This is a genomic window from Streptomyces sp. NPDC053069 (assembly GCF_044546895.1).
Classification (GTDB): domain Bacteria; phylum Actinomycetota; class Actinomycetes; order Streptomycetales; family Streptomycetaceae; genus Streptomyces.
In genome coordinates this window covers 36,267-59,182 of record NZ_JBITZN010000006.1, presented here as the reverse complement: position 1 = coordinate 59,182, position 22,916 = coordinate 36,267, and the positions used below count along the sequence as shown (strand labels likewise).

Genomic DNA, 22,916 nt, shown 5'->3' with positions numbered 1-22,916 from the left:
CGCCCTGGAGGGCGCCAGGTGCTCGACGGAAAGACGCACGTCCCGGTCCACTGGTTGCCGGAAACAGACGTGACCGATCTCAAGTGATCGCCCGCACCCTCATGGTCAGGCACTTTTGGGGGCAGAGGCGACCAATCAAGATCACTTGTTACCGGGTGCCCGGCGAGCTGTCAGTGGCAGGTGCGAGGATGCCTTCCAGTACTGGCCGACGTGCTCGTGTGGGGTGGGGATGCAGATCCGGCTGACCGTCGTAGACCCGCTGGGCGCGTCCCCGCAGCGGGGCCGCGCCGCGAGCCGCGACGTGCTGGTCACGGCGCCCACGGGCACGGACCTGTCCGCGGTCGCCTCGGCGCTGGCCGGGGCGGTCACCGGGGAGGGCCGCGACGCCTCCAACGCGACTGTCGTGCTGTACGCCGGTACGGAACGGCTCGACCCGCGCCGCTGCACCCTCGGCGAGCCCCCGCTGGTCGACGGCGCCGTGCTGTCCCTGGGCGCCCCGGCGGTCGCCGAGCCGCATCCCGAACCGGCCGACGCGCCGACCCAGCTGCATGTCGTCGCGGGCCCCGACGCGGGCGGGGTCCATCTGCTGCACGGCGGCCGGATCACCGTGGGCCGCTCGGCCGACGCGGACGTACCGCTGGACGACCCCGACGTGTCCCGGCTGCACTGCGCGGTCACCGTCGGCGCGGACGGACGCGTCGCGGTCGCCGACCTCGGCTCCACGAACGGTACGGCGCTGGACGGGGTGCGGGTGGACTCGCATCCGGTGCGGTTCCCGGCCGGGGGCCTGTTGCGGATCGGGGAGTCGGCGCTGCGGGTTGCTCCGTCCGAGGGGACCGGGCTGCGGGTCGTACCGGACGGGGAAGGGTGCGTCCGGGTCGTTCGGGACGAGGTGCCGGGTGCGGGTGCGGGTGCGTCGGGGTCCGGCTCCGGATCCGGGTTCCCACCAGCACCACCCGGGCGGGTTTCGCCTCCGGGTGCGGGTGGCCCCGGCGGAGGGCCAGCGCCGTCGGCGGCTGCGGAGGGGGCCGGTGAGGCGTTCCCAGGTGCCGGAGGGGTGTCCGGGGGGCCGGTCGGCTCCGGACAGCACGGTTATGGCGCTGTGGGGTGGGGGGCCTCGGGGGGCGAGGGGCCGGAGCACCGGTGGCGGGAACCGGGGGTGGTGCCGGGGCAGGGCGGGGCGCCGCGGATCGAGAGGCGGAGCGGCGGGGACACGCACGCCGGGCGCTTCGGGGTCGGCGGACCGAGCCCGGTGGCCGGTGAGCCGTACACGGGTGCGGCCGAATACGGGCCCGCCGGCCGTGAGCCGGAACCCGTCCGGGATCCGCGGGCGCAGGGTCGTGGAAGCACCCCTGCCAGGGGCAGCGGCATCTCCCCGGGCGCGCGGCGGCGCGGGCTCGGCGCCTGGGCGCGCAAGCTGACCGGCGGGCGCGGGGAGCAGCCCGTGGGACCCGGGACGTACGACGGCACCGCCTCCCGTGCGGACTCCGTCCCGGCGGACCCGGCACCGCAGCAGCCGGAGACCTGGCCGGACCCCGCCGCGCTGCTGCTGACGGCGCTCGGTCCCGGGCCCCGGCTGTGGGAGCGGGGGCCGGACCACGCGGAGGCGCTGACCGTGCGGCTCGGCACGGCCGACCGCAGCGCGCCGGACGGCTCCGGGCTGCTGCCCGCGGTGCCCGTGACGGCGGCGCTGCGCGAGGCGGGCGCCCTGGGTCTGGCCGGTCCACGCCCCCGGCTGTCCGGGCTGGCCCGCTCGGTGCTGGCGCAGCTGGCCGCGCTGCACTCTCCCGACCTGCTGGAGATCGTGCTGATCAGCGCCGACCGCGCCCGTCCCGTGGAGGAACGCACGGCCGAGTGGTCCTGGCTCGGCTGGCTCCCGCACGTCCGGCCGGGCCACGGCCAGGACTGCCGGCTGCTGCTCGCCTACGACCGCGAACAGGCGGCGGCGCGCGCGGAGGAACTGCTGCGCCGGGTGGAGGACCACGCGGTGACCGGCAGAAGCGCGGCCCACCCCGCCCCGCCCCGTGTCCCGGCCCCCGGCACCCCAGCGGGCACGGTGCCGGGCGCCCTCACCCCCGACGACCCCGCCGCCCCGGCCACACCCGGCTTGGGCCCGGCCGCCGCCGCCCCCAGCACCCACGCACCCGGCACCGGCACCGGCACCGGCACGCAGGCCTCGACCACCGACCCCCGCAACACCTCCCACACCGCCATACACCACGCCCCGTCCGACCCGGCCACGCCCGGCCCCCGCCCAGCTGCCACCGCCCCCACCACCCACACACCCGGCACCGGCACCCAGGCCTCGACCACCGACCCCAGCAACACCTCCGCACACACCAACCCGTCGGGTGCGGCCACGTACGGAGCCGGTACCGGTGCCGCAACCCCGGGCGCCCCCGGCAGCGCGCCGGCCCAGGGCAGCCACCCCGGCCGGCCCGTCTCCGGGCACCCGGACAGTGCCACCGCGCACCCCGGTACGCCGGCCGCCCCCGGTAAGGGGCTCCCGTCCGGCGGCCCCGGCGCCACGGCCGGCCCCTTCGGCGGGCCCCTCCCCGAAGCGGGCCCCGACCACCCCGGAGTCCCCGCCCCGGGGCCTCTGTACGGCCGTCCCGGCACCGCCGCCCAGGGGAGCACCCCCGGACACCGGGCCGGCTCCACCCCCGGCCGAAGCTCCACCACTCCCGCCTCCCACACTTCCGCGCACCCCACCGGAGCGGCCACCGCCGCCACCCCGCAGCCCGCCGACGGCTCCCCCGCCCGTCGCCCCTCCTGGGCCAGGGAGGACGGCGAAGTCGGCCGAGTGAGCGGGTTCCCCGGGCCGTACACCGTCGTCGTCGTGGACGGAGACCCGGGAGGGGCCGCGCTGCGGGAGACCGTGGCGCGGCTGGCCGTGGCCGGGCCGCGGGCCGGGATCCATGTGGTGTGTCTGGCGGAGACCGAGCCCGCCTCGCCCGCCTCCCCCGTGACACTGACGTACGAGGCCGCGTGCGCGGTGACGCCGACGTTCCGGCACTGCGGTGCCGTGGCACTGCTCAGCGGCGATGTCGCCACGGCGCTGCAGCTGATGCGGGTGGCGCCGAGCGGGCCCGTCGGACCGGGCTCGCCGGCCGTCGTCGACGCCGTCTCCCCCGCCTGGGCGGAGCGGTTCGCGCGGGCACTGGCGCCGCTGCGTCCGGACGGCCCGGCCGGCGAGCGGGACACCCGCGTGGCGACTCCGTTGCCGCAGTCGGCGCGGCTGCTGGACGAGCTGGGGCTGGCCCGCGCCACCCCGGCGTCGCTGATGGCGCGCTGGGCGGACGCGGCGGACGACACCCAGGCGCCGGGCGGACGGGCGCGCGCCGTGCTGGGTGCCGGGCCGCGCGGGCCGGTCACCGCCGATCTCGTCGCCGAGGGGCCGCATCTGCTGATCGAGGGACCGGCCGGCAGTGGTCGTACGGAGTTGCTGCGGGCCGTGGTGGCCTCGCTGGCCGCCGCCGAGCGGCCGGACCGGCTGGGCGTGGTGCTGATCGACGGGCGGGACGGGGTGGGAGCGGGCGCGGGGCGAGGTGAGGGGTTGCGGGTGTGCACCGACATACCGCACGTCACCACGCATCTCATCGCCAACGACCCCGTTCGGATGCGGGAGTTCGCCCAGTCGCTGACCTCGGAGCTGAAGCGGCGGGCGGAGCTGCTGGGCCGGACGGACTTCACGCAGTGGCACACGGGGCGTGCGGTGTCGGGCCGGATGGTGGCGCAGCGCACGGCCCCGAACGGTGACATAGAGGCGCCGCCCAGCTCCACCCTGCGGCTGCGCCCGGGTGCGGCCGCGCGGCAGCAGGCCGAGGCCGCACCGCCGCTGCCGCGGCTCGTGGTCGTCGTCGACGACCTGGACGCGCTGGTCTCGCCCCCGCTCGGCTCGCCGGGCCGGCCCGCCGCCGGGTCGGTGCTGCGGGCGCTGGAGGCGGTGGCCCGGGAGGGCGAACGGCTGGGGGTGCATCTGGTGGCGGCGGCCGGGACGGGCGGTCGTACGGCGGAGACCGAGCCCGCGCGGCGGGCCGCCTTGCGGGTCGTGCTGGAGACCGTGAACCAGGGGCCGGACGAACCGGCGCCGGGGCGTGGACGGTTGGCGTACGCGGACGGGCGGGTCGTCGGTTTCCAGGGCGGCCGGGTAACGGGCCGTATCCCGCGTACCGCGACCCAGCGGCCCACGGTCGTCCCGCTGGACTGGCAGCGCATGGGCGACCCGCCGGCCCGCCGGCCCGTGCGGGAGCTGGGCAACGGCCCCACCGACCTGGCCCTGCTGGCGAGCGCGGTGCAGCGGGCGGCGCGCGAGGTGTCCGCGGCTCAGGTGCCCTCACTGCTCTGAGCCTGCTCTGAACGGACCCAGCCCGAACCGTATGCGCATGCCTCCCCGATCACGAGCCGGTCACGATGAGCCGCCGGACGGCGCAGGCGCTCTTGCCGCCCTTGTGCGGCGCGGCGTACACCGGAGCGCACGGACAGAGTTCTGACGTTCAACGAAGAACGACGAACGGGGAAGTGATGCGCAGCAAGAGCAGCACCATCCGGACCCACAGGACCGTCACCGCACTCGCCGCGCTGCTGGCCGGAGCCCTCGCGCTGAGTGCCTGCTCCAGCAGTGACAACGACAGGAAGGGCAGCGGGGAGCAGACCGGCGGGGCCACCGGCTCCACCGTCACCCTGCCGAAGCTGAACGGCGCGAACCTGGAGATCGCCGCCGTCTGGACCGGTCAGGAGCAGAAGAACTTCAAGCAGGTACTGGCCGAGTTCGAGAGGCGCACCGGCGCGAAGGTCACCTTCGTGCCCGCGCAGGACCCGATCATCAACTTCCTCGGCTCCAAGATCGCGGGCGGCCAGCCGCCGGACGTGGCGCTGCTGCCGCAGCCCGGCGCCATCAAGCAGGCCGTGCAGCGGGGCTGGGCCAAGCCGCTCGGGCCGGAGGCCGTGAAGGAGCTGCAGAAGAACTACTCGCAGGGCTGGCAGGACATCGGCAAGGTCGGCGGCAAGCAGTACGGCGTGTACTACAAGGCCGCCAACAAGTCGCTGATCTGGTACAACGCCAAGGTCTTCGAGAACGCGAACGCCAAGGAGCCGAAGACCTGGAAGGACCTGCTGGGCACGGCGCGGGCGGTGTACGACTCCGGGGTGACGCCGTTCTCGGTGGCCGGCGCGGACGGCTGGCCGCTGACGGACTGGTTCGAGAACGTCTATCTGTCCCAGGCGGGCCCGGAGAAGTACGACCAGCTCGCCCAGCACAAGATCAAGTGGACGGATCCCTCGGTCAAGCAGGCGCTGACGACGCTGGCGCAGATCTGGGGAAAGAAGGACTACCTCGCGGGCGGCCAGGGCGGCGCGCTGCAGACGGAGTTCCCGGCGTCGGTCACCCAGACCTTCACCGGCGGCGACCAGCCGAAGTCCGCGATGGTCTACGAGGGTGACTTCGTGCAGGTCAACATCGGTGAGACCAAGGCGAAGGTGGGCACGGACGCGAAGGTGTTCCCGTTCCCTGCCGTCGGCTCGACCGCGCCGGTGGTCTCCGGCGGCGACGCGGCGGTGATCCTCAAGGACTCCAAGGCGGCCCAGGCCCTGGTCACCTTCCTCGCCTCCCCGGACGCGGCGACCATCCAGGCGAAGCTCGGCGGCTATCTCTCGCCGAACAAGAACGTGCAGATCTCGGCGTATCCGAACGCGGTGCAGCAGAAGATCGCCAAGGCGCTGATCGCGTCCGGCGACGACTTCCGCTTCGACATGTCCGACCAGGCCCCGCAGGCCTTCGGCGGCACCCCGGGCAAGGGTGAGTGGAAGGACTTGCAGGACTTCCTGAAGAACCCGGCGGACGTGGCGGGCACCCAGGCGAAGCTGGAGAAGGACGCGGCGGCCGCGTACGGAAGCGGGAGCTGAGCCGGCGATGGCGTCGGCGGCAACGGCGGCCGGGGCCTCACCGGGTCCCGCCGCGCCCCGCAGCCGTAGGAGCGTGACCGGCACCCGCAGGACGGTGGCAGCCCTGTTCCTGCTGCCCGCCCTGGTGCTGCTCGGCGCGCTCGTGGTCTACCCGATCGGGTACTCGCTCGTCCGCAGCTTCTACAACGCCCATGGCGACGGTTTCTCCGGCGTCGACAACTACAAGACCCTCTTCACCGACGACGGCATCCGCACCGCCCTGAAGAACAACGTGATCTGGGTGGTGTTCGCGCCCACGGTCTCCACCGCGCTCGGTCTGGTCTTCGCGGTGCTGACGGAACGGGTGCGCTGGGGGACGGCGTTCAAGCTGGTCGTCTTCATGCCGATGGCGATCTCGATGCTGGCGGCGGGGATCATCTTCCGGCTGGTGTACGACCAGGATCCGCACAAGGGGGTCGCGAACGCGGTGTGGGTGGGGGTCCACGACACCTTCGCCCAGTCGTCGGCGTTCCCGAAGGCGCACCCGGGCCGCGAGTCACCGCTCGTGGCACAGGGGGGCGGTTTCCTCACCAGGACAACCGTCCATGCCGGGCAGACGGTGACCCTTCCCCTCGTCGGCGTCGCCCCGGACCGGATGCCGGACGGCGCGAAGAAGGCCGTCGCCGCCAGGCCGGAGCCGGGGAGGATCACCGGCACCACGTGGCAGGACTTCACGCGCGGCAAGGGCGTGGGACGGCTCGGCGCACCCGACCCGTCCGAGCTGGGGTACGCCGGGATGCGGATCGAGGCGGTGAAGGACGGCAAGGTCGTCGCCTCCACGAAGGCGGCCGGCGACGGCACCTTCACGCTGCCGGCCTCCGCCGACGGCGCGCGCCTGCGGCTGCCCGCGAGCAACTTCCGGGAGCCGTACAACGGTGTCGAGTGGCTCGGCCCGGCGCTGGTCACCCCGGCGGTCGTCGGGGCGTACGTGTGGATGTGGGCGGGCTTCGCGATGGTGCTGATCGCGGCCGGGCTCGCGGGCGTGCCCCGGGAGCTGCTGGAGGCGGCGCGGGTGGACGGTGCCACCGAGTGGCAGGTGTTCCGCAAGGTCACCGTGCCGCTGCTCGCACCGGTCCTCGCGGTGGTCACCGTGACGCTGATGATCAATGTGCTGAAGGTGTTCGACCTCGTCTACATCATCGCGCCGGGCTCCTCCCAGGACGACGCGAACGTGCTCGCCCTGGAGCTGTACCGCAAGGGCTTCGCGGAGGACCAGCCGGGCGTGGCGAGCGCGATCGCGGTGCTGCTGCTCGTGCTGGTGATCCCGGTGATGGCGTTCAACATCCGTCGGCTGAGGCGGGAGGTGCGGCGATGACCTGGCTGCTGGAGAAGATCAATGGTGGTCTGGTCCGCGTGTTCCTGATCGTCGTGGGCCTGTTCTGGCTGGTGCCGACGATCGGGCTGCTCATCTCCTCGCTGCGGGCGCCCGAGGACATGAGCGCGAGCGGCTGGTGGACGGTGTTCTCCAAGCCGTCCCAGCTCACCTTCGAGAGCTACCGGAAGCTGCTGGAGAACAGCGACATCACCAGCTCTCTGCTGAACACCGTGCTGATCACGGTCCCGGCGACCCTGCTGGTCGTCGTGATCGGCGCGCTCGCGGGCTACGCGTTCGCGTGGATGGAGTTCCCCGGCCGGGACTGGTGGTTCCTGGGCGTGGTGAGTCTGCTGGTGGTGCCGGTGCAGGTGGCGCTGATCCCGATCGCCGAACTGTTCGGGAGGATCGGCCTGTTCGGGTCGATCCTCGGGGTGGTCCTGTTCCACACCGGCTTCGGTCTGCCGTTCGCGGTGTTCCTGCTGCGGAACTTCTTCGCGGAGATCCCGCGCGAGCTGCTGGAGGCGGCCCGGCTGGACGGCGCCGGTGAACTGAGGCTGTTCGCGCGGGTGGTGATGCCGCTGGGCGGGCCCGCGATCGCGAGCCTCGGCATCTTCCAGTTCCTGTGGGTGTGGAACGACATGCTGGTCGCGCTGGTGTTCACCAAGTCGGGCACCCAGCCGATCACGATGGCGCTGCAGACGCAGGTACGGCAGTTCGGCAACAACATCGACGTGCTGGCGCCGGGCGCGTTCATCTCCATGGTGATCCCGCTGGCCGTGTTCTTCGCGTTCCAGCGGCAGTTCGTGTCCGGGGTGATGGCGGGCGCGGTCAAGTAGTCGCACGAGCGACCCTTTTCAAGGGGCGGGTCTTCAGCGGCCCGCCCCTTGGCGTTCACCGTATGTCCCCCACATGCCGTACGAACCGTAACCAATTCACTCCATCGGCCGTTTCCGGTCAGAACCCTCGCGCCGACCGACGACCCTTGGATGTCCCTTGCCCAGGTTCAGTGTCATTGTCCCCGCGTACAAGGTCCAGGCGTATCTCTCCGAGTGCCTGGACTCGGTGCTCTCGCAGTCGTACCCCGATCTGGAACTGATCGCCGTGGACGACTGCTCCCCGGACGCCTGCGGGGCGATCATCGACGAGTACGCGGCCCGCGACGCGCGCGTGCGGCCCGTGCACCTGGCCGAGAACCAGGGGCTCGGGCGGGCCCGGAACGCGGGGATGGCCGAGGCGAGCGGCGACTACCTGGTCTTCCTGGACAGCGACGACACACTGACCCCGGACGCACTGCGCGCGATCGCCGACCGGATCAAGGAGTCGGGCGAGCCGGACGTCCTGGTGTACGACTACGCGCGCACGTACTGGGACGGCCGGACGGTGCGCAACCAGCTCACCGCCCAGCTCACCGAGCAGGGCCCGGCGCCGTTCCGCCTGGAGGACCGGCCGGGGCTGATCAGGGTGCTGATGGTGGCCTGGAACAAGGCCTACCGGCGGGAGTTCGTCGAGGACAACGGCTTCGCCTTCCCGCCGGGCTACTACGAGGACACCCCCTGGACCTTCCCGGTGCTGATGACGGCGGAGTCGATCGCCACGCTCGACCGGGTGTGCGTGCACTACCGGCAGCGCCGGCAGGGCAGCATCCTCGGCACCACCAGCCGCAAGCACTTCGATCTGTTCGAGCAGTACGACCGGGTGTTCGCCTACATCGAGGGGCGGCCCGAACTCGCCCGGTGGCGGCCGGAGTTGTTCCGCCGCATGATCGACCACTACGCGACGGTGTTCACCAAGCGGGGCCGGCTGCCGCGCGGCAGCCACGGTGAGTTCCTGCGCCGGGCCCGCGCCCACTACCGCCGCCACGGCGTCCCCGGCACCCGGATGCGACGCCGGAACATCCTGGTCCGCTTCGGCCTGCACCGCACGTTCCGGGCGCTGCAGCTGTCCTCGGCCGGGTGCCGTCGCACACTGAAGGCGGCGGTGAAGCTGGCCCGCGCCGTGCGCACCGGCGCGCTGCGGCTGCACTACCGGATCCAGCTGCGGCTGCCCGTCCGCGCCGACCGGGCGGTGTTCGCCTCCGGCGCGGGCCGCGGCCACGGCGGCGACCCGGGCGCCCTGGAGGAGGCGTTCCGCACCCACGCCCCGCACATCCGCACCGCATGGATCAGCCGCCCCGAGCACCAGCACACGGTCCCGCCGGGGCCGCGCCGGCTGCGGCCGGGCACGGCCGCCTACTGGACGGCGCTGGCCCGCTCCCGGTACCTGGTCACCGATGACGTCCTGGACCGGCGGCTGCGCAAACGGCGCGGGCAGGTGATGATCCAGACCCGGCAGGGGACACCGCTCAAGCACATGGGCCTGGACCTGCAGGAGCACCCGGCTGCGGCCCGCGGCACCGACTTCGCCGAGCTGCTGCGCGGCGTCGACCAGTGGGACGTGGTCCTGTCCGGCAACCGGCACTCGACGCTGGTCTGGGAGCGGGCCTTCCCGGGCCGCTACACCACGCTGGAGTACGGCGCCCCACGCAACGACGCCCTTCTGCGGGCGACCTCGGCCGACGTGGCCCGGCTGCGCGAGTCGCTGGGCATCCCGGAGGGCGCGGTCGCGATCCTGTACGCGCCGACCTTCCGCGACCACCGGCGCACCCAGCGCCCGCTGCTGGACCTGGAGCGGATCGCGCGCCGCCTCGGCCCGCGCTTCGTGATCCTGGCCCGCCCCCACCCCACCCGCGGCGGTCCGCTCGGCACGGGCACCCGGATCATCGACGTCGGCGACCACCCGAGCGTGGAGTCGCTCTGCCTGGCCTCGGACGCGCTGCTCACCGACTACTCGTCGATCATGTTCGACTACGCCGGCCTGGACCGGCCGATCGTGGTGCACACCGGTGACTGGGAGGCGTACCAGGCGGCCCGCGGCACCTACTTCGACCTGCGCGCCTTCCCGCCGGGCGCGGTCGCGCGCAGCGAGGACGAGCTGATCGACATCTTCGCGACCGGCCACTGGCGCGGCTCGCGCTCGGCCGAGCTGCGGGCGGCGTTCCGGGAGCGGTTCTGCCCGTACGACGACGGACGCGCCGCCGAGCGGGTCGTACGGCATGTGGTGCTGGGCGAGACGGACCGGCCGCCGGTGGTGCCGCTCGCGGAGCGCCGCCCGGTGCCGTCGGCCTGCGCGCATTCTCCGCTGGCCACCGTGGCGCAACCTTCCGGTCCCCTCCCCGTCACCGAGAGGCGCTGAACACCGTTGGTCCCTGCGGGAGTTCCCCTGCACCTCGGCTCGACGCGGCCCGCCCCGAGCCGGCCGTCCACCTGGCGTCCGGCGGGGCGGCCCGGTCGCGCGTCCGGCGTCGTCCGCGGGACACGTGTCCGCAAGACAACAGAAAGTACAGAATGCCCCGCTTCAGCATCATCGTCCCGTCCCATGGGGTCGCCGCCCGGCTGTCCCAGGCGCTGGACTCGGTTCTCGGCCAGTCCTTCGGCGATCTGCAACTGATCCCGGTCTGCGACGCCCCCGACTCCCCGGCCGCCGCGGTGGCCGCCGGACACGCGCAGCGGGACTCCCGGGTGACCCCCGTCGACTCGCCGCCGTCCGCCGGTCTGAGCGGGGCGCGCAATGCCGGGATGCGGGCGGCGACCGGCGCGTATGTGCTGTTCCTCGACGGCGACGACCTGCTGCTGCCGGGCGCGCTCGCGGCGCTGGACGCCCGGCTGACCGAGACCGCCGGCGTGGATGTGCTCTACGCCGAGCACGAGCGCGTCCCCTGGTGGGAGGGGGAGCCGGCCAACCCGGCCGCGCCGCTGCTCGCGGGGGCTCCGCAGGACGCCTTCGCCCCCGCCGACCTGCCGCAGCTGACCGGTGTGCAGCTGCCGGCGTGGAGCGCGGTCTACTGCCGCGCCTTCCTGACCGAGCACCGGCTCGCCTTTCCCGACGGCCACTTCACCGACCTGGGCTGGGCCGGCCTGGTCACGCTCGCCGCCGAGCGGATCGCGGTGCTGCGCCGGGTCGTCGTACGGCACCGGCTGCGCCGGCAGGGCAGCCGGCTCAATCTGCCCGGGCCGCACCAGCACGCCCTGCTCGACCAGGTGGACCTGGTGCTGACCCGGGCCGCCGAGGCCGCCCTGCCCGCCGAGCGGATCCGGCCGCTGTTCGAGCAGCTGTTCCTGCCCGTGCTGAAGACCGCGTCCCGGCCCGAGCGGCTGCCGTCCGGGCACCGGGCGTTCTTCCGCCGCGCGGGCCGCCTCTACCGGCGCCACCGGCCGGCCGGCTTCCGGCCGCCGGGCGGCAGCCTGGGCGTGCAGCACCGGCTGCTGGCCACGGGCGCGTACGGTGCGTTCCGCGGTCTGCGCGGCGCCAACCGGGTGGCCTCCGGGGCCGCCGAGCGGCTGCCGCGTCCGCACATGCTGCGCACCCGGCTGCGCTACGCCCGCGACCTGCGCCGCCCGCTGGACCCGCAACTGGCCGTGTACTGCGCCTACTGGGGCCGGGGTTATGCCTGCAACCCGGCCGCGATCCACGCCAAGGCCCGCGAACTCGCCCCGCACATCCGCTCGGTGTTCCTGGTCGAGGCCGACCAGGCGCACGCCATGCCGAAGGACGTGGACTACGCGGTGATCGGCTCGCGGCGCTACTGGGAGGTGCTGGCCCGCGCGACGTACCTGATCAACAACGCCAACTTCGCCGAGGGGATCGTCAAGCGGCCCGGCAGCGTGCATCTGCAGACCCAGCACGGCACGCCGCTGAAGACGATGGGCGTGGACCAGTCGACGTACCCGGTGGTGGCCGCCCAGTCGGGCAGCTACACCCGGCTGCTGGGCCGCGTGGACCGCTGGGACTTCAACCTCTCCGCCAACCGCCACTCGACACAGATGTGGGAGCGCGCCTTCCCCGGCTCCTACGAGCATCTGGAGTACGGCTATCCGCGCAACGACGTGTACTACACGGCGACCGCCGAGGACGTGGCGCGGATCAGGCGGCGGCTGGGGGTCCCGGAGGGCAAGACCGCCGTGCTGTACGCACCGACCCACCGTGACCACCACACCGGCTTCGAGCCCGGGCTGGATCTGGAGGCGTTCTGCGAAGCGGCCGGCGAGGACGTCGTCGTACTCCTGCGCGCCCACTACTTCTACGACCGGCGGTCCATGACGAGTTCCGCCCGGATCAGCCGCGTCATCGACGTCACCGGGCACCGTTCCTCGGAGGACGTGTGCCTGGCGGCGGACGCGCTGGTCACCGACTACTCGTCGATCATGTTCGACTACGCCAACCTGGACCGGCCGATCGTCGTGTACGCCGACGACTGGGACGTCTACCGGGAGACGCGGGGCGTCTACTTCGACCTGATGGCCGAGCCGCCCGGCCCCGTCGTGCGCACCCCGCAGGAGCTGGCCGCGGTCTTCCGCGACGGCTCGTACGGGGGCGAGGAGGCCAGGGCGCTGCGGGCCGCGTTCCGGGAGCGGTTCTGCGACTTCGACGACGGACGGGCCGCCGAGCGTGTCGTACGGCGGGTGCTGCTCGGCGAGCCGCCGGAGGCGATCCCGCCCGTGATCCCGCTCGCGGAGCGCGTCCCCGCCCCCGCCGCCGCGACCCTCGTGAGGAGCTGACCCGCCGTGCCCCGCTTCAGTCTGATCGTGCCCTGTTTCAAGGTGCAGGGGTTTCTGCGCGAGTGCCTGGACTCGGTGCTGCTGCAGTCCTTCAACGACTTCGAGCTGATCGCCGTGGACGACCGCTCCCCGGACGGCTGCGGTGCGATCCTCGACGAGTACGCCGAGCGCGACCCGCGCGTGAAGGTGCTGCACCTGCCGGAGAACGTGGGCCTCGGACGGGCCCGCAACGCCGGGATGCCGCACGCCACCGGCGACTACCTGTTCTTCCTGGACAGCGACGACACCCTCACCCCGGGCGCGCTGCAGGCCATCACCGACCGGCTGGCCGAGGCCCGCGACCCGGACGTGCTGGTCTTCGACTACGCGCGCACCTACTGGTGGGGCGGCACCCGGCGCAACGTCCTCGCCCACGTCCTCGGCGAGGCCGGCCCGGACACCTTCACCGCCGACGAGTTCCCGCAGATCCTGGATCTGCTGATGGTGGTGTGGAACAAGGTCTACCGGCGCCGGTTCGTGGAGTCGGAGGGCTTCCGGTTCCCGCCCGGCTACTACGAGGACACCCCCTGGACCTTCCCGGCCATGCTCAGCGCCCGGCGGATCGCCACGCTGGACCGGATCTGCGTGAACTACCGGCAGCGCCGGCAGGGCAGCATCCTGTCCACGACCAGCCGCAAGCACTTCGACATCCACGACCAGTACGAGCGGGTCTTCGCGTTCGTCGAGCAGCGGCCCCAGCTGGCGCACTGGCGGCCCTATCTGCACCGCAAGATGGGCGAGCACTGCCTGGACATCCTGGCCAAGCCGGACCGGCTGCCGCCCGCCGACAAGGCCGAGTTCTTCCGGCGTACGGCGCGGATGTTCCGCGACCACAGGCCCGAGGGCGCCCAGGCCGACGGTGAGGTCCGCCTGCTGGAGGGCTCCTGGACGGCGTACCGGATCAGGCGGCAGGCGGCGCGGGCCGGGCGGGAGGCGGCACGGCGCGCGGACCTGGTGCGCGGCTCGGCCACCGCGCGGGCCCGCTCCGGCTGGGCGTCCCTGCACATGCACCGCCCGCTGGACCCGCACCTGGTCGTCTACTCGGCCTCCTCGCACCGGGGCATGCTCGGCGACCCGGCCGCCGTGTACGCCGCGGCCCGCCGGATCGCCCCGCAGCTGCGCGGGGTGTGGGTGGTGAAGGACGCGGAGACCGCCGCACGGCTGCCGTCCGGCGTCGAGCACGTGATCCTGGGCTCCCGGCGCTATCTGGAGGTCACCGCGCGGGCGGCATTCTTCGTCAACGACGTCAACTGGCCCGGCACCCTGGCCAAGCGGCCCGGCAGCGTGCACATCCACACCCATCAGGGCACCCCGCTGAAGTACATGGGCGCCGACCTGCGGGACAAGCCGGGCGCGCGGCTCGGTTTCGACGTGCCGCAGATGCTGCGCCGGGCCGACCGCTGGGACTACAGCCTGGTCGCCAACCGGCACTCCGAGCTGGTCTGGGAGCGTGCCTACCCCTGCCACTTCACCTCGCTGCGCACCGGCAGCCCGCGCAACGACGTGCTGGTGCAGGGCGGCTTCGGTGACTGCGGCGGCTTCCGCGAGCGGCACGGCATCCCGGCGGACCACACGGTGGTGCTGTACGCGCCGACCCGCCGGGACTACCGCCGCAGCGGCCACGTGGACCGGTTCGACCTGGCCCGGTTCGCGGCCGACCTGGGCGAGGGGCGCACCCTCGTGGTCCGGCTGCATCCGTCCCTGGCGGGCGGTCCCGCGCGCGGGATGGGCCTCGCGGAGCTGGCCCGGCGCGGGGTCGTGGTCGACGCGACCGGGGAGCCGCGGGTGCAGGACGTCCTGCTCGCGGCGGACGCCCTGGTCACGGACTACTCGTCGATCATGTTCGACTACGCCAACCTGGACCGGCCGATCGTGGTGCACGCCGACGACTGGTCCGCCTACACGGCGAGCCGGGGCGCCTGTCTCGACATCACCGCCGAGCCGCCGGGCCATGTCTCGCGCTCCTACCGGGAGCTGGCCTGGCTGTTCGCCTCGGGGTCCTGGCGGGACGAGGAGTCGGCGCGGCTGCGGGCGGACTTCCGGGCCCGGTTCTGCGAGTTCGACGACGGCCGGGCCGCCGAGCGTGTCGTACGGACGCTGCTGCTGGGCGAGCCGATGACCGGCGAGGGCACGGTACGGATCCCGGGCCAGGCGGCCGGCCGGGACACGCTGACCTCGGCGTAGCCGCACGGGTGCGAGGGTGCCGGCCCCTGCCCGGCACCCTCGTCACGCCTGACCTGCGGGATTACTCGATGACGAGGTCGACGTCGACGTTGCCGCGGGTGGCGTTGGAGTACGGGCAGACCTGGTGGGCGGTCTCGACCAGCTTGCGGCCGGTCTCCTCGTCCACGGTCTCGGGCAGCTCGATGCGCAGCGTCACCTTCAGCCCGAAGCCCTCGCCCTGCTTGCCGATGCCGACCTCGGCGGTCACCGCCGCGTCGCTGACGTCCACCTTCGCCTGCCGGCCGACGAGGCCGAGGGCGCTGCCGAAGCAGGCGGCGTAACCGGCGGCGAAGAGCTGCTCCGGGTTGGTGCCCTGGCCGTTGCCGCCCAGCTCCACCGGCGGGGCCAGCTGGAGGTCGATCCTGCCGTCGGAGGACACGGCGCGACCGTCACGGCCGTGGGTGGCGGTGGCGACGGCGGTGTAGAGCGCGTCCATGAAGACCATCCCTTACGAAGTCGGGGTTCCGGCGGCCCCTGTCCTGACCGCCTGACGACCATAAGTAGAGCACACAATTAAGTTGTGTACAACTAAATGGACCGCAAGAGCTACTCTGGACTCATGACCGACACGGAGTGGCTGCGCCTGGACCGCCAGATCTGTTTCTCGCTGCACGCGGCGTCCCGCGCCTTCAACGGCGTCTACCGCGTGATCCTCAGGGACCTCGGGCTGACCTATCCGCAGTACCTCGTGATGCTCGTCCTGTGGGAGCACGGCGACCTGCCCGTCAAGGCGCTCGGCGAACATCTGCGGCTCGACTCCGGCACACTGTCCCCGCTGGTCAAGCGGCTGGAGGGGGCCGGCCTGGTGCGCCGGGAGCGCAGCGCGCAGGACGAGCGCTCGGTCCGGGTGCGGCTCACCGAGGAGGGCGCGGCACTGCGCGAGCGGGCCCTGGAGGTGCCGCGCCGGATCATGGGCGCGACCGGCTTCGACCTGGCGGAGATCGCCGAACTGCGCGAACGCCTCGACCGGCTCACCACCGCACTGGACGCGGCAGCACTGGCGGAGGAGCGCTAGGGGGTGTCGTTCGGATCAGGCCGGCCGTGACGAGCGGTGCCGACCGGCCGACCCGAGCGGGGTCTGGTGCGTGCAGCTGCAAGGCGGAGGAGGGAGTCGACGCGGAGCGTCGGCGAGTGACGACAACGCGGCAGATGTGCGTGCCAGGGCCCGCGACGCCGGGATGATCCACACGACACCCCCTAGACGCGCCGGCCGGGGCGGACAGCGGCTTGCGGACGTACAGCCGTACGGCGGTCCCGCCCCGGAGGATCTCCTCCCGCACGGCGAACTCCCTGCGCAGCACGGCGAGTTTGGTCCGCTCGACGGGACTGCGGGGGCTCCACCGCCCGGCGAGCAGGTCCGGGTCCGCGACGACCCACACCCGGTCCAGCCGCGCCAGCCTGTCCCGCACCTCGCGGGCCCCGGCCTCCCGTCCGTACAGGGTCCCCGACTCGGCCGCCCCCTCCGCCAGTGCCACATCCCGCACTCCACGGAACGCCCGCGGATAGCCGAGGGCCGCGTTCCGCGCGCTCCCCGGCACGAACACCACCGCGTCCCCCGGCCTCGCCTCCCGCGCCACCACGCGGGAAACGGCCCCGAGATCGTCGGCCCGGGTACGGGGATCCCGGTCCTCGCGGAGGAGGGGGAGCTGGAGCAGGAAGGCGAGGCAGATCGCGAGAACACCGGCGAGGGTGACGACAGGGGACCGCACCGAGGAGTGCCTTTTCGGACCCCCGGCGGTCAGCCGCCCCACAGCCCCGGCCACCCACTCGGCTCCGCCGGCCACCAGCAACGGCGCCCCGCTCAACGCGTACAGCACATACCGATCGACATACAGCGGCGAAATCTGAGAAGCCGACATCAACACCATCGGAGGAACCACGGTCAACGGCAACGCCACCCCCGGAAGGGTGAATTGCCCCCGTCGCCCCGCGGGCCCCGAGAGCCCCGACAGCCCCAGTAAGGCAAGGGCCAGACACGCCGCGTACACCCCGGCGGCAGGCCCCAGAAACCCCCGCAACAGCTCCTCCGCCGAAGACGCCGTCGGCCTCCGCAACCACGCCACCTGCGCCGCCTGCCCCCAGGACACCACCGCCATCGGCAGCAGCGACAGCACCACACCGCCCGCCGCGCACCCCCAGCCCCGCCAGGCCCGCATCCCCACCCGGGCCAGCGCCAGCGACCCGGCGTGGGCGCACAACACCAGCACCGCGAACTCGTGCAGCCAGCAGGTGACGCCCAGGACGGCGCCGTACCCCCACCAGGAGCCCCCCTGCAGCGCGCGCACGAGCAGCAGCGTCGCGCCGGTGACCCCGGCGGCCACCAGGGCGTACGAGCGGCCCTCCTGCGCATAGTGGCCGGCCATCGGCGCGACGGCGTAGAGCAGCCCCGCCCACAGTCCGACGCGCGGCCGGGCCAGCCGGGTGCCGAGCGCCGCCACCAGCGCGGCCGTCAGCGCCGCGGCGCACACCGACGGCAGCCGCAGCACGACCTCGCCCGGGTGCACGGCGAGGACGGCGTGCATGAGGAGGTAGTACAGACCGTGCACGGCGTCCACGTCGTGCAGCAGCTGCCAGATCTGCGGCACCGTACGCCGCCCCACCTGGAAGCTGACGGCCTCGTCCCGCCACATCCCGCCCCGGTCGAGCCCCCAGAGCCCGGTGCCGAGCATCACCAGCGCGGGCAGGCAGACGGCGACGCGGCGGTGGATCCGCGACGCGTGCCCCGCCCCACCGGCCGCCGCGACGGCTGTCGTTGCAGCCGCCTTGCGCGACTGCGGTCTCACAGGAAGCCCGAGGTTCACCACGGCCCGATCTTGTGCGATTAACCAACCATTCAGCGGTCATGACGGCGTATCAGCACGGATACACCATCCGTGCGGCTTAGGCTCCCATGTGATGAACCGTCCCCGTGTCACCCCCGGCCCGGTCCTCTCCGTCACCGCCCTCTGGCTCACCACGCGCGCCCTGATGCTGTGGCTGCTCGCCCACGACAACGCCCCGCTGCTCGGCGGGGGGTCGGTGGCACGTGAGGTATGGCGGTTGTACTTCAGCTGGTACGGCGTACTGGCGCACGGCTCCTTCCCGGCACACGACACGCTGTGGCAGTACCCGCCGGGCGCGGGCGTGGTCCTGCTGGCGCCGGGCCTGCTGCCGCGGCTGACGTACTTTCAGGCGTTCGTGGCGCTCACACTGGCCGTGGACGCGCTGGTCACGGCGGCGCTGACCCGCGCGGGCGCGGCTGCCGGACGCAGTCTGCTCGGCGCGTTCGTGTGGACGGGCGGGCTGCCGCTGCTGCTGCACGTCCCGCTCGCCCGGTACGACGTCCAGGTCACCGGACTGGCGGTGCTCTCCCTGCTGGCGCTGGCCCGCTCCCCGCGTGCGGGCGGGGTACTGGGGGCGCTGGGCGCGCTCGTGAAGGTGTGGCCGGCGCTGGTGCTGCTGGGCACGCCGCGGGGGCGGGTGACGCGCGGGGCGTGGGGGTGGGCGGTGGCCGCCGGGGCCGGCTCGCTCGGTGTCCTCGCCGTGTTGTTCGACCACCCGCTGTCCTTTGTGCGGCAGCAGGGCGGGCGCGGGGTGCAGATCGAGTCGCTCGGCGGTACGGCGCTGAATCTCGCGCGGCACGCCGGCTGGCGGGGCCGCACGCGCTACCGGTACGGCGCCGTCGAACTGGCCGGCCCGTACGTGGACGCCGTGGCCACCGCCTCGCTCGCGCTGACGGCCGTCGCCTTCGCGCTGCTGGTGCTGTGGCGGGTGCGGGCGCGGCGCTGGACCGAGGCCACGCCGTACGACGCGGCGCTGAGCGCGGTGCTGCTGTTCACGGTCACCAGCCGGGTGATCAGTCCGCAGTACATGGTCTGGCTGCTCGGTCTGGCCGCCGTCTGCCTGACCTCGCGGCACACCGGCCAACGGCCGGTCGCGGCGCTGGTCCTGGCAGCGACCGCGCTGAGCACCGTGGTGTACCCGATGTACTACCGCGAGGTGATCGGCGGCACCTGGGCCGGCTGTCTGCTGATGCTGATCCGCAACGGGGTCCTGGCGGCCGCCGCCGTGCTGTCCTTCCTCCGGTTGTGGCGGGCCGCGGGAGCGGACGGAAAGAACCTGCGAACGACGCAACCCCGACCCGATTCCGACCGTCTTCCGGAACGACTGCTAAGCAGCTCTTAACGGACTATTACCCTCCATTTCTACGCTTCGGCCTGTGGATTCCATGCGACCTGACCAGCCCGACAGACCCGACCGGCCAGATCCGCCCGTCAGGCCGGACACCGCCGAGCCCGCGCCCGTGCCGCGGGTCGGTGTCGTCGTCATCGGCTACAACGACCGTGCGCATGTCGCCGACGCCGTGCGCTCGGCACTCGCCCAGGGGCCGGCGGTCGCCGAGGTCGTCGCCGTGGACGACCGCTCGACGGACGGCAGCGCCGAGCTGCTCGACCGGCTGGCCGCCGACGAGCCCCGGTTGCGGGTGGTGCGCCTGCGCGAGAACAGCGGCGGCTGCGGCACCCCGCGCAACACCGGGATCGACGCGGTGACCACGCCGTACGTGATGTTCCTGGACAGCGACGATGTGCTGCCGTCCGGTGCGGTGGACGCGCTGCTGGCGGCGGCCACGGGGGCGCACGCCGAGGTCGCGAGCGGTCTGTGCGTGCGCCGGGAGCTGCCTTCGGGGCGCGAACAACCCTGGCAGGCGCCCCTCTACACGGCGCACACCACCCTGCCGCACCCCTCCCAGCGGCCGCGTCTGGTCCACGACACGCTGTGCGTCAACAAGCTGTACCGCACCGACTTCCTGCGTGAGCACGGCATCCGCTTCCCGGAGGGCCGCTTCCTCTACGAGGACATCGTCTTCACCGCACGGGTGCTGGCCGCCGGCCCGCGCATCGCGCTCGTACCGGACCGTGTGTACGTGTGGCACGTGCGCCGCAGTGCCGAGCGGCTGTCGCTCTCGCTGGACCGGGAGCACATCGGCAACTGGCAGGCGCGCGTGGAGGCGTGCGCGCAGGCGTACGACATCCTGCTGAGCTCCGGGCAGAAGGAGCTGGCGCGGGCGGTGCGGGCCAAGTTCCTCGACCACGAGGTGCGCATGTACGCGCGCGAGCTGGGATTGCGCGACGTGCACTACCAGCGCGCATGGTGGGCGCACACCCGGGAGTACCTCGCGCACTACGAAGCCCCCGACTGGGAGTTGAACCCGACGGCGGCCGGCCGGGTGCTCGCGCGGGTCGTCCTGGAGTCGCCCGAGCCGCGCGACCTGCCCCGGCTGCGCGAACTGGCCGCCCGCCCGGCACGCCTCCTGCCGCCGTACGCCCGCACCCCCGACGGCGTCCCCGTCTGGTCCGCCGACCTTCCCCAGGTCACCCTCGCGCCGTACCTGACCGGCCCGGTCGCCGCCCTCCCGCTCGCCGTCGACGCGGCACTGGAGCCACGCGCGCGTGCCTCGCTGCTGCGCCTGCGGCTGCACGAGATGTACGGCAGAGTGGCCGAGGGCAGCCCGCGGGAGGTGGATGTGGAGTGGGTCTCGCGCGACGACGAGCGGACGCGGGGGCGCACGACGGTGCCGCTCGCGCCCTCGGGCACGGACAGGTGGTCGGCGAAGCTGCCGGTCGACCTGGCCGCGCTCGGCGCGGGCACCTGGGACCTGCAGCTGACCGTGCGCTTCGCGGACGGCACGCAACGGGAGGTCACGGCGCACGCCCTGACGGGCGCCGGCCGGCTGCGCCGGCGCGCCGTCCCGAGTGCCCGGTACGGCGTGCTCCTGGTGCAGCCGTACGCCACGCACTCCGGCGCACTGGCCGTGCGTGTGGCGACCGGCGTGCGCGGGGTCGTCCAGGTGCTGCGCGGCCGGCTCCGGCGCCTGCTGCGCTGAGCCGCCCGGCGCGTCACCGACGCGCCCGCTGCCCGACCGAGAGATGCCCGGCGCCGCGCACGCGGCGCAGCGGGCCGACTGACGAGGAGACAGCCGCCATGACCTGGCTGATCACCGGCGGTGCCGGATACATCGGGGCTCACGTCGTACGGGCGATGACCGAGGCGGGCGAGCGCGCGGTCGTCTACGACGACCTGTCCTCGGGCGTCGCCGAACGCGTACCGGCACACGTCCCCCTGGTGCGGGGCTCCACCCTGGACGCGGACCGGCTGGCCCGCACGCTCGCCGAGCACGAGATCAGCGGGGTCGTGCATCTGGCGGCGAAGAAGCAGGTGGGCGAGTCCGTGGAGCGCCCGCTGCACTACTACCACGAGAACGTCGAGGGCCTGCGGGTCCTCCTGGAGGCGGTGACGGCGGCGGAGATCCCGTCCTTCGTCTTCTCCTCCTCGGCCGCCGTCTACGGCATGCCGGACGTCGACGTGGTGACGGAGGAGACCCCGTGCCGGCCGATGTCCCCCTACGGCGAGACGAAGCTGGCCGGCGAGTGGCTGGTCCGCGCCGCGGGCAGGGCGTCCGGCATGTCGACCGCCTCCCTGCGCTACTTCAACGTGGCGGGCGCGGCCGGCCCCGAACTCGCCGACACCGGCGTGTTCAACCTGATCCCCATGGTCTTCGAGAAGCTCACCGAGGGGGCGGCCCCGCGTATCTTCGGAGACGACTACCCGACCGCCGACGGCACCTGCGTCCGGGACTACATCCACGTGGTCGACCTGGCCGAGGCCCACGTCACCGTCGCCCGCGCCCTGGCCTCCTCCCCCGGCACGGACCTGACCCTCAACATCGGGCGCGGCGAGGGCGTCTCCGTCCGCGAGATGATCGACCGCATCAATGCGGTCACCGGCTACGACCATCCGCCGACCGTCACCGCACGCCGCCCCGGCGACCCCGCCCGCGTCGTCGCCTCCGCCACCCGCATCGCCACCGAGCTGGGCTGGCAGGCCAAGTACGACGTCCAGGACATGATCACCTCGGCCTGGGAGGGCTGGGTACACCACCACCCGGAGGCGGCGCGGTCGTAGTCTGCGCCGGTGAACGTTGCCGCAGCGACCTGGGGCGGGCAGCGCGCCCCGCCCTCACAGCGCCCTCAGTGCCCCCGCCGCGGCCCGGGCCAGGTTTTCCAGGTAGCCCTTGGGGAGCTTCGGGGAGCGGATGACCACCGCGCGCCAGTACAGGGGGCCGGAGATCAGATCGAGCGCGAGGTCGGGGTCGAGCCCCGCCCGTACCTCGCCCCGCTCCTCCGCCGCGGCCATGATCCTGCTGGCCACGCCCTCCTGACCGTCCCGCAGGGCCTTCTGGAAGGCGTCGGCGATGTCGGGATTGCGGGCCGCCTCCGCCTGCAGGTCGGGGATGATCTGCGAGGCGACGGGGTGGCGCAGGGCGCGGGAGGTGACCTCGTAGAGGAGGCGGAGGTCGCCCTCCAGGGAACCCGTGTCGGGGACGGGCAGGCCGAGGACCGCCATCGCCGACACCACGTCCAGCACGAGGTGCAGCTTCGAACGCCAGCGCCGGTACACCGCCGTCTTGCCGACGCCCGCCCGCCGCGCGATGCCCTCGATGGACATGCGCGCGTATCCGACCGCCGCCAGCTCCTCGAAGACCGCCGCGCGGATGGCCTCGGTCACGTCCTCCCGGAGTACGGCGGCCCCCGCGGGGGTCCGGCGGCGCGTACGCGTCGGCGGCTCGTCGGCGTTCGTCGTCATGACGCACAGCATAGGCCGTTACGACGATACGGTTGCGTTCCGACGTCGATTGGTTCTACGCTCACGTTGCGACGATACGGTCCCGTTCCGACGTAAGAGAACGTGAAGAGAAGCGTAAGGAAGGCGCAGCGGAGGAAGCGCCGGACGACGGACCGACCCGACGCGCCCCGGCCGGCGGC

The 22,916-nt window shown here is 73.4% G+C and carries 14 protein-coding genes; 11 read left to right on the top strand and 3 right to left on the bottom strand.

Annotated features, from left to right (window positions below; translation table 11 throughout):
- The first annotated feature begins 229 nt into the window (after nt 1–229).
- The 7 genes from ACIGXP_RS15365 to ACIGXP_RS15335 all read left to right on the top strand — a co-directional run bounded on the left by ACIGXP_RS15365 (nt 230) and on the right by ACIGXP_RS15335 (nt 15,075).
- Complete coding sequence (locus ACIGXP_RS15365) at nt 230–4,348, top strand: FtsK/SpoIIIE domain-containing protein (RefSeq protein WP_399768515.1); 4,119 nt, start codon at nt 230–232, stop codon at nt 4,346–4,348.
- Between the two features lie 176 nt (nt 4,349–4,524).
- Complete coding sequence (locus tag ACIGXP_RS15360; protein ID WP_399768513.1) at nt 4,525–5,904, top strand: ABC transporter substrate-binding protein; 1,380 nt, start codon at nt 4,525–4,527, stop codon at nt 5,902–5,904.
- A 73-nt stretch (nt 5,905–5,977) separates the two neighbouring features.
- Entirely contained in the window at nt 5,978–7,258 is a 1,281-nt protein-coding gene (locus ACIGXP_RS15355) for a sugar ABC transporter permease (protein ID WP_363213865.1), read from the top strand.
- Nucleotides 7,255–8,094 carry a carbohydrate ABC transporter permease gene (locus tag ACIGXP_RS15350; RefSeq protein ID WP_399768510.1) on the top strand — a complete coding sequence of 280 codons (840 nt, stop codon included), beginning with the start codon at nt 7,255–7,257 and terminating at the stop codon, nt 8,092–8,094. The genes ACIGXP_RS15355 and ACIGXP_RS15350 overlap by 4 nt, the downstream gene beginning before the upstream one ends.
- Nucleotides 8,095–8,251: 157 nt before the next feature.
- Nucleotides 8,252–10,489, top strand: coding sequence for a bifunctional glycosyltransferase family 2 protein/CDP-glycerol:glycerophosphate glycerophosphotransferase (locus tag ACIGXP_RS15345; RefSeq protein ID WP_363213863.1), 2,238 nt, complete (start codon nt 8,252–8,254; stop codon nt 10,487–10,489).
- Nucleotides 10,490–10,641: 152 nt separating this feature from the next.
- On the top strand, nt 10,642–12,852 hold the full coding sequence (locus ACIGXP_RS15340; RefSeq protein ID WP_399768508.1) for a CDP-glycerol glycerophosphotransferase family protein: 2,211 nt from the start codon (nt 10,642–10,644) through the stop codon (nt 12,850–12,852).
- A gap of 6 nt (nt 12,853–12,858) precedes the next feature.
- A complete protein-coding gene (locus ACIGXP_RS15335; protein ID WP_399768506.1) occupies nt 12,859–15,075 on the top strand; it encodes a CDP-glycerol glycerophosphotransferase family protein in 2,217 nt (738 codons plus the stop codon).
- A gap of 61 nt (nt 15,076–15,136) precedes the next feature.
- Here ACIGXP_RS15335 and ACIGXP_RS15330 read toward each other — a convergent pair whose 3' ends face one another.
- A complete protein-coding gene (locus ACIGXP_RS15330; protein WP_363213860.1) occupies nt 15,137–15,550 on the bottom strand; it encodes an organic hydroperoxide resistance protein in 414 nt (137 codons plus the stop codon).
- Nucleotides 15,551–15,673: 123 nt separating this feature from the next.
- Here ACIGXP_RS15330 and ACIGXP_RS15325 point away from each other — a divergent pair, with 123 nt between their 5' ends.
- Entirely contained in the window at nt 15,674–16,129 is a 456-nt protein-coding gene (locus ACIGXP_RS15325; RefSeq protein WP_363213859.1) for a MarR family transcriptional regulator, read from the top strand.
- On the opposite strand, the gene ACIGXP_RS15320 is transcribed toward ACIGXP_RS15325, so the two are convergent.
- Nucleotides 16,086–17,783, bottom strand: a complete 1,698-nt coding sequence (locus ACIGXP_RS15320; RefSeq protein WP_399769082.1) for a glycosyltransferase family 39 protein — start codon at nt 17,781–17,783, stop codon at nt 16,086–16,088. The genes ACIGXP_RS15325 and ACIGXP_RS15320 overlap by 44 nt on opposite strands.
- 226 nt (nt 17,784–18,009) lie before the next feature.
- Here ACIGXP_RS15320 and ACIGXP_RS15315 point away from each other — a divergent pair, with 226 nt between their 5' ends.
- From ACIGXP_RS15315 to galE, 3 genes are all read left to right on the top strand, one after another.
- Entirely contained in the window at nt 18,010–19,278 is a 1,269-nt protein-coding gene (locus tag ACIGXP_RS15315) for a glycosyltransferase 87 family protein (RefSeq protein WP_399768503.1), read from the top strand.
- 43 nt (nt 19,279–19,321) lie between these two features.
- On the top strand, nt 19,322–20,977 hold the full coding sequence (locus tag ACIGXP_RS15310) for a glycosyltransferase family 2 protein (RefSeq protein WP_399768500.1): 1,656 nt from the start codon (nt 19,322–19,324) through the stop codon (nt 20,975–20,977).
- Between the two features lie 98 nt (nt 20,978–21,075).
- Nucleotides 21,076–22,056: a UDP-glucose 4-epimerase GalE gene (gene galE / locus ACIGXP_RS15305; RefSeq protein ID WP_399768498.1), complete on the top strand. Its 981-nt coding sequence runs from the start codon at nt 21,076–21,078 to the stop codon at nt 22,054–22,056.
- A 54-nt stretch (nt 22,057–22,110) separates the two neighbouring features.
- Here the strand turns inward: galE and ACIGXP_RS15300 are convergent, their stop codons facing one another.
- The gene (locus ACIGXP_RS15300; RefSeq protein ID WP_399768496.1) at nt 22,111–22,737 is read right to left on the bottom strand and encodes a TetR/AcrR family transcriptional regulator; all 627 of its coding nucleotides are present in this window, start codon (nt 22,735–22,737) and stop codon (nt 22,111–22,113) included.
- Between the last annotated feature and the right edge of the window lie 179 nt (nt 22,738–22,916).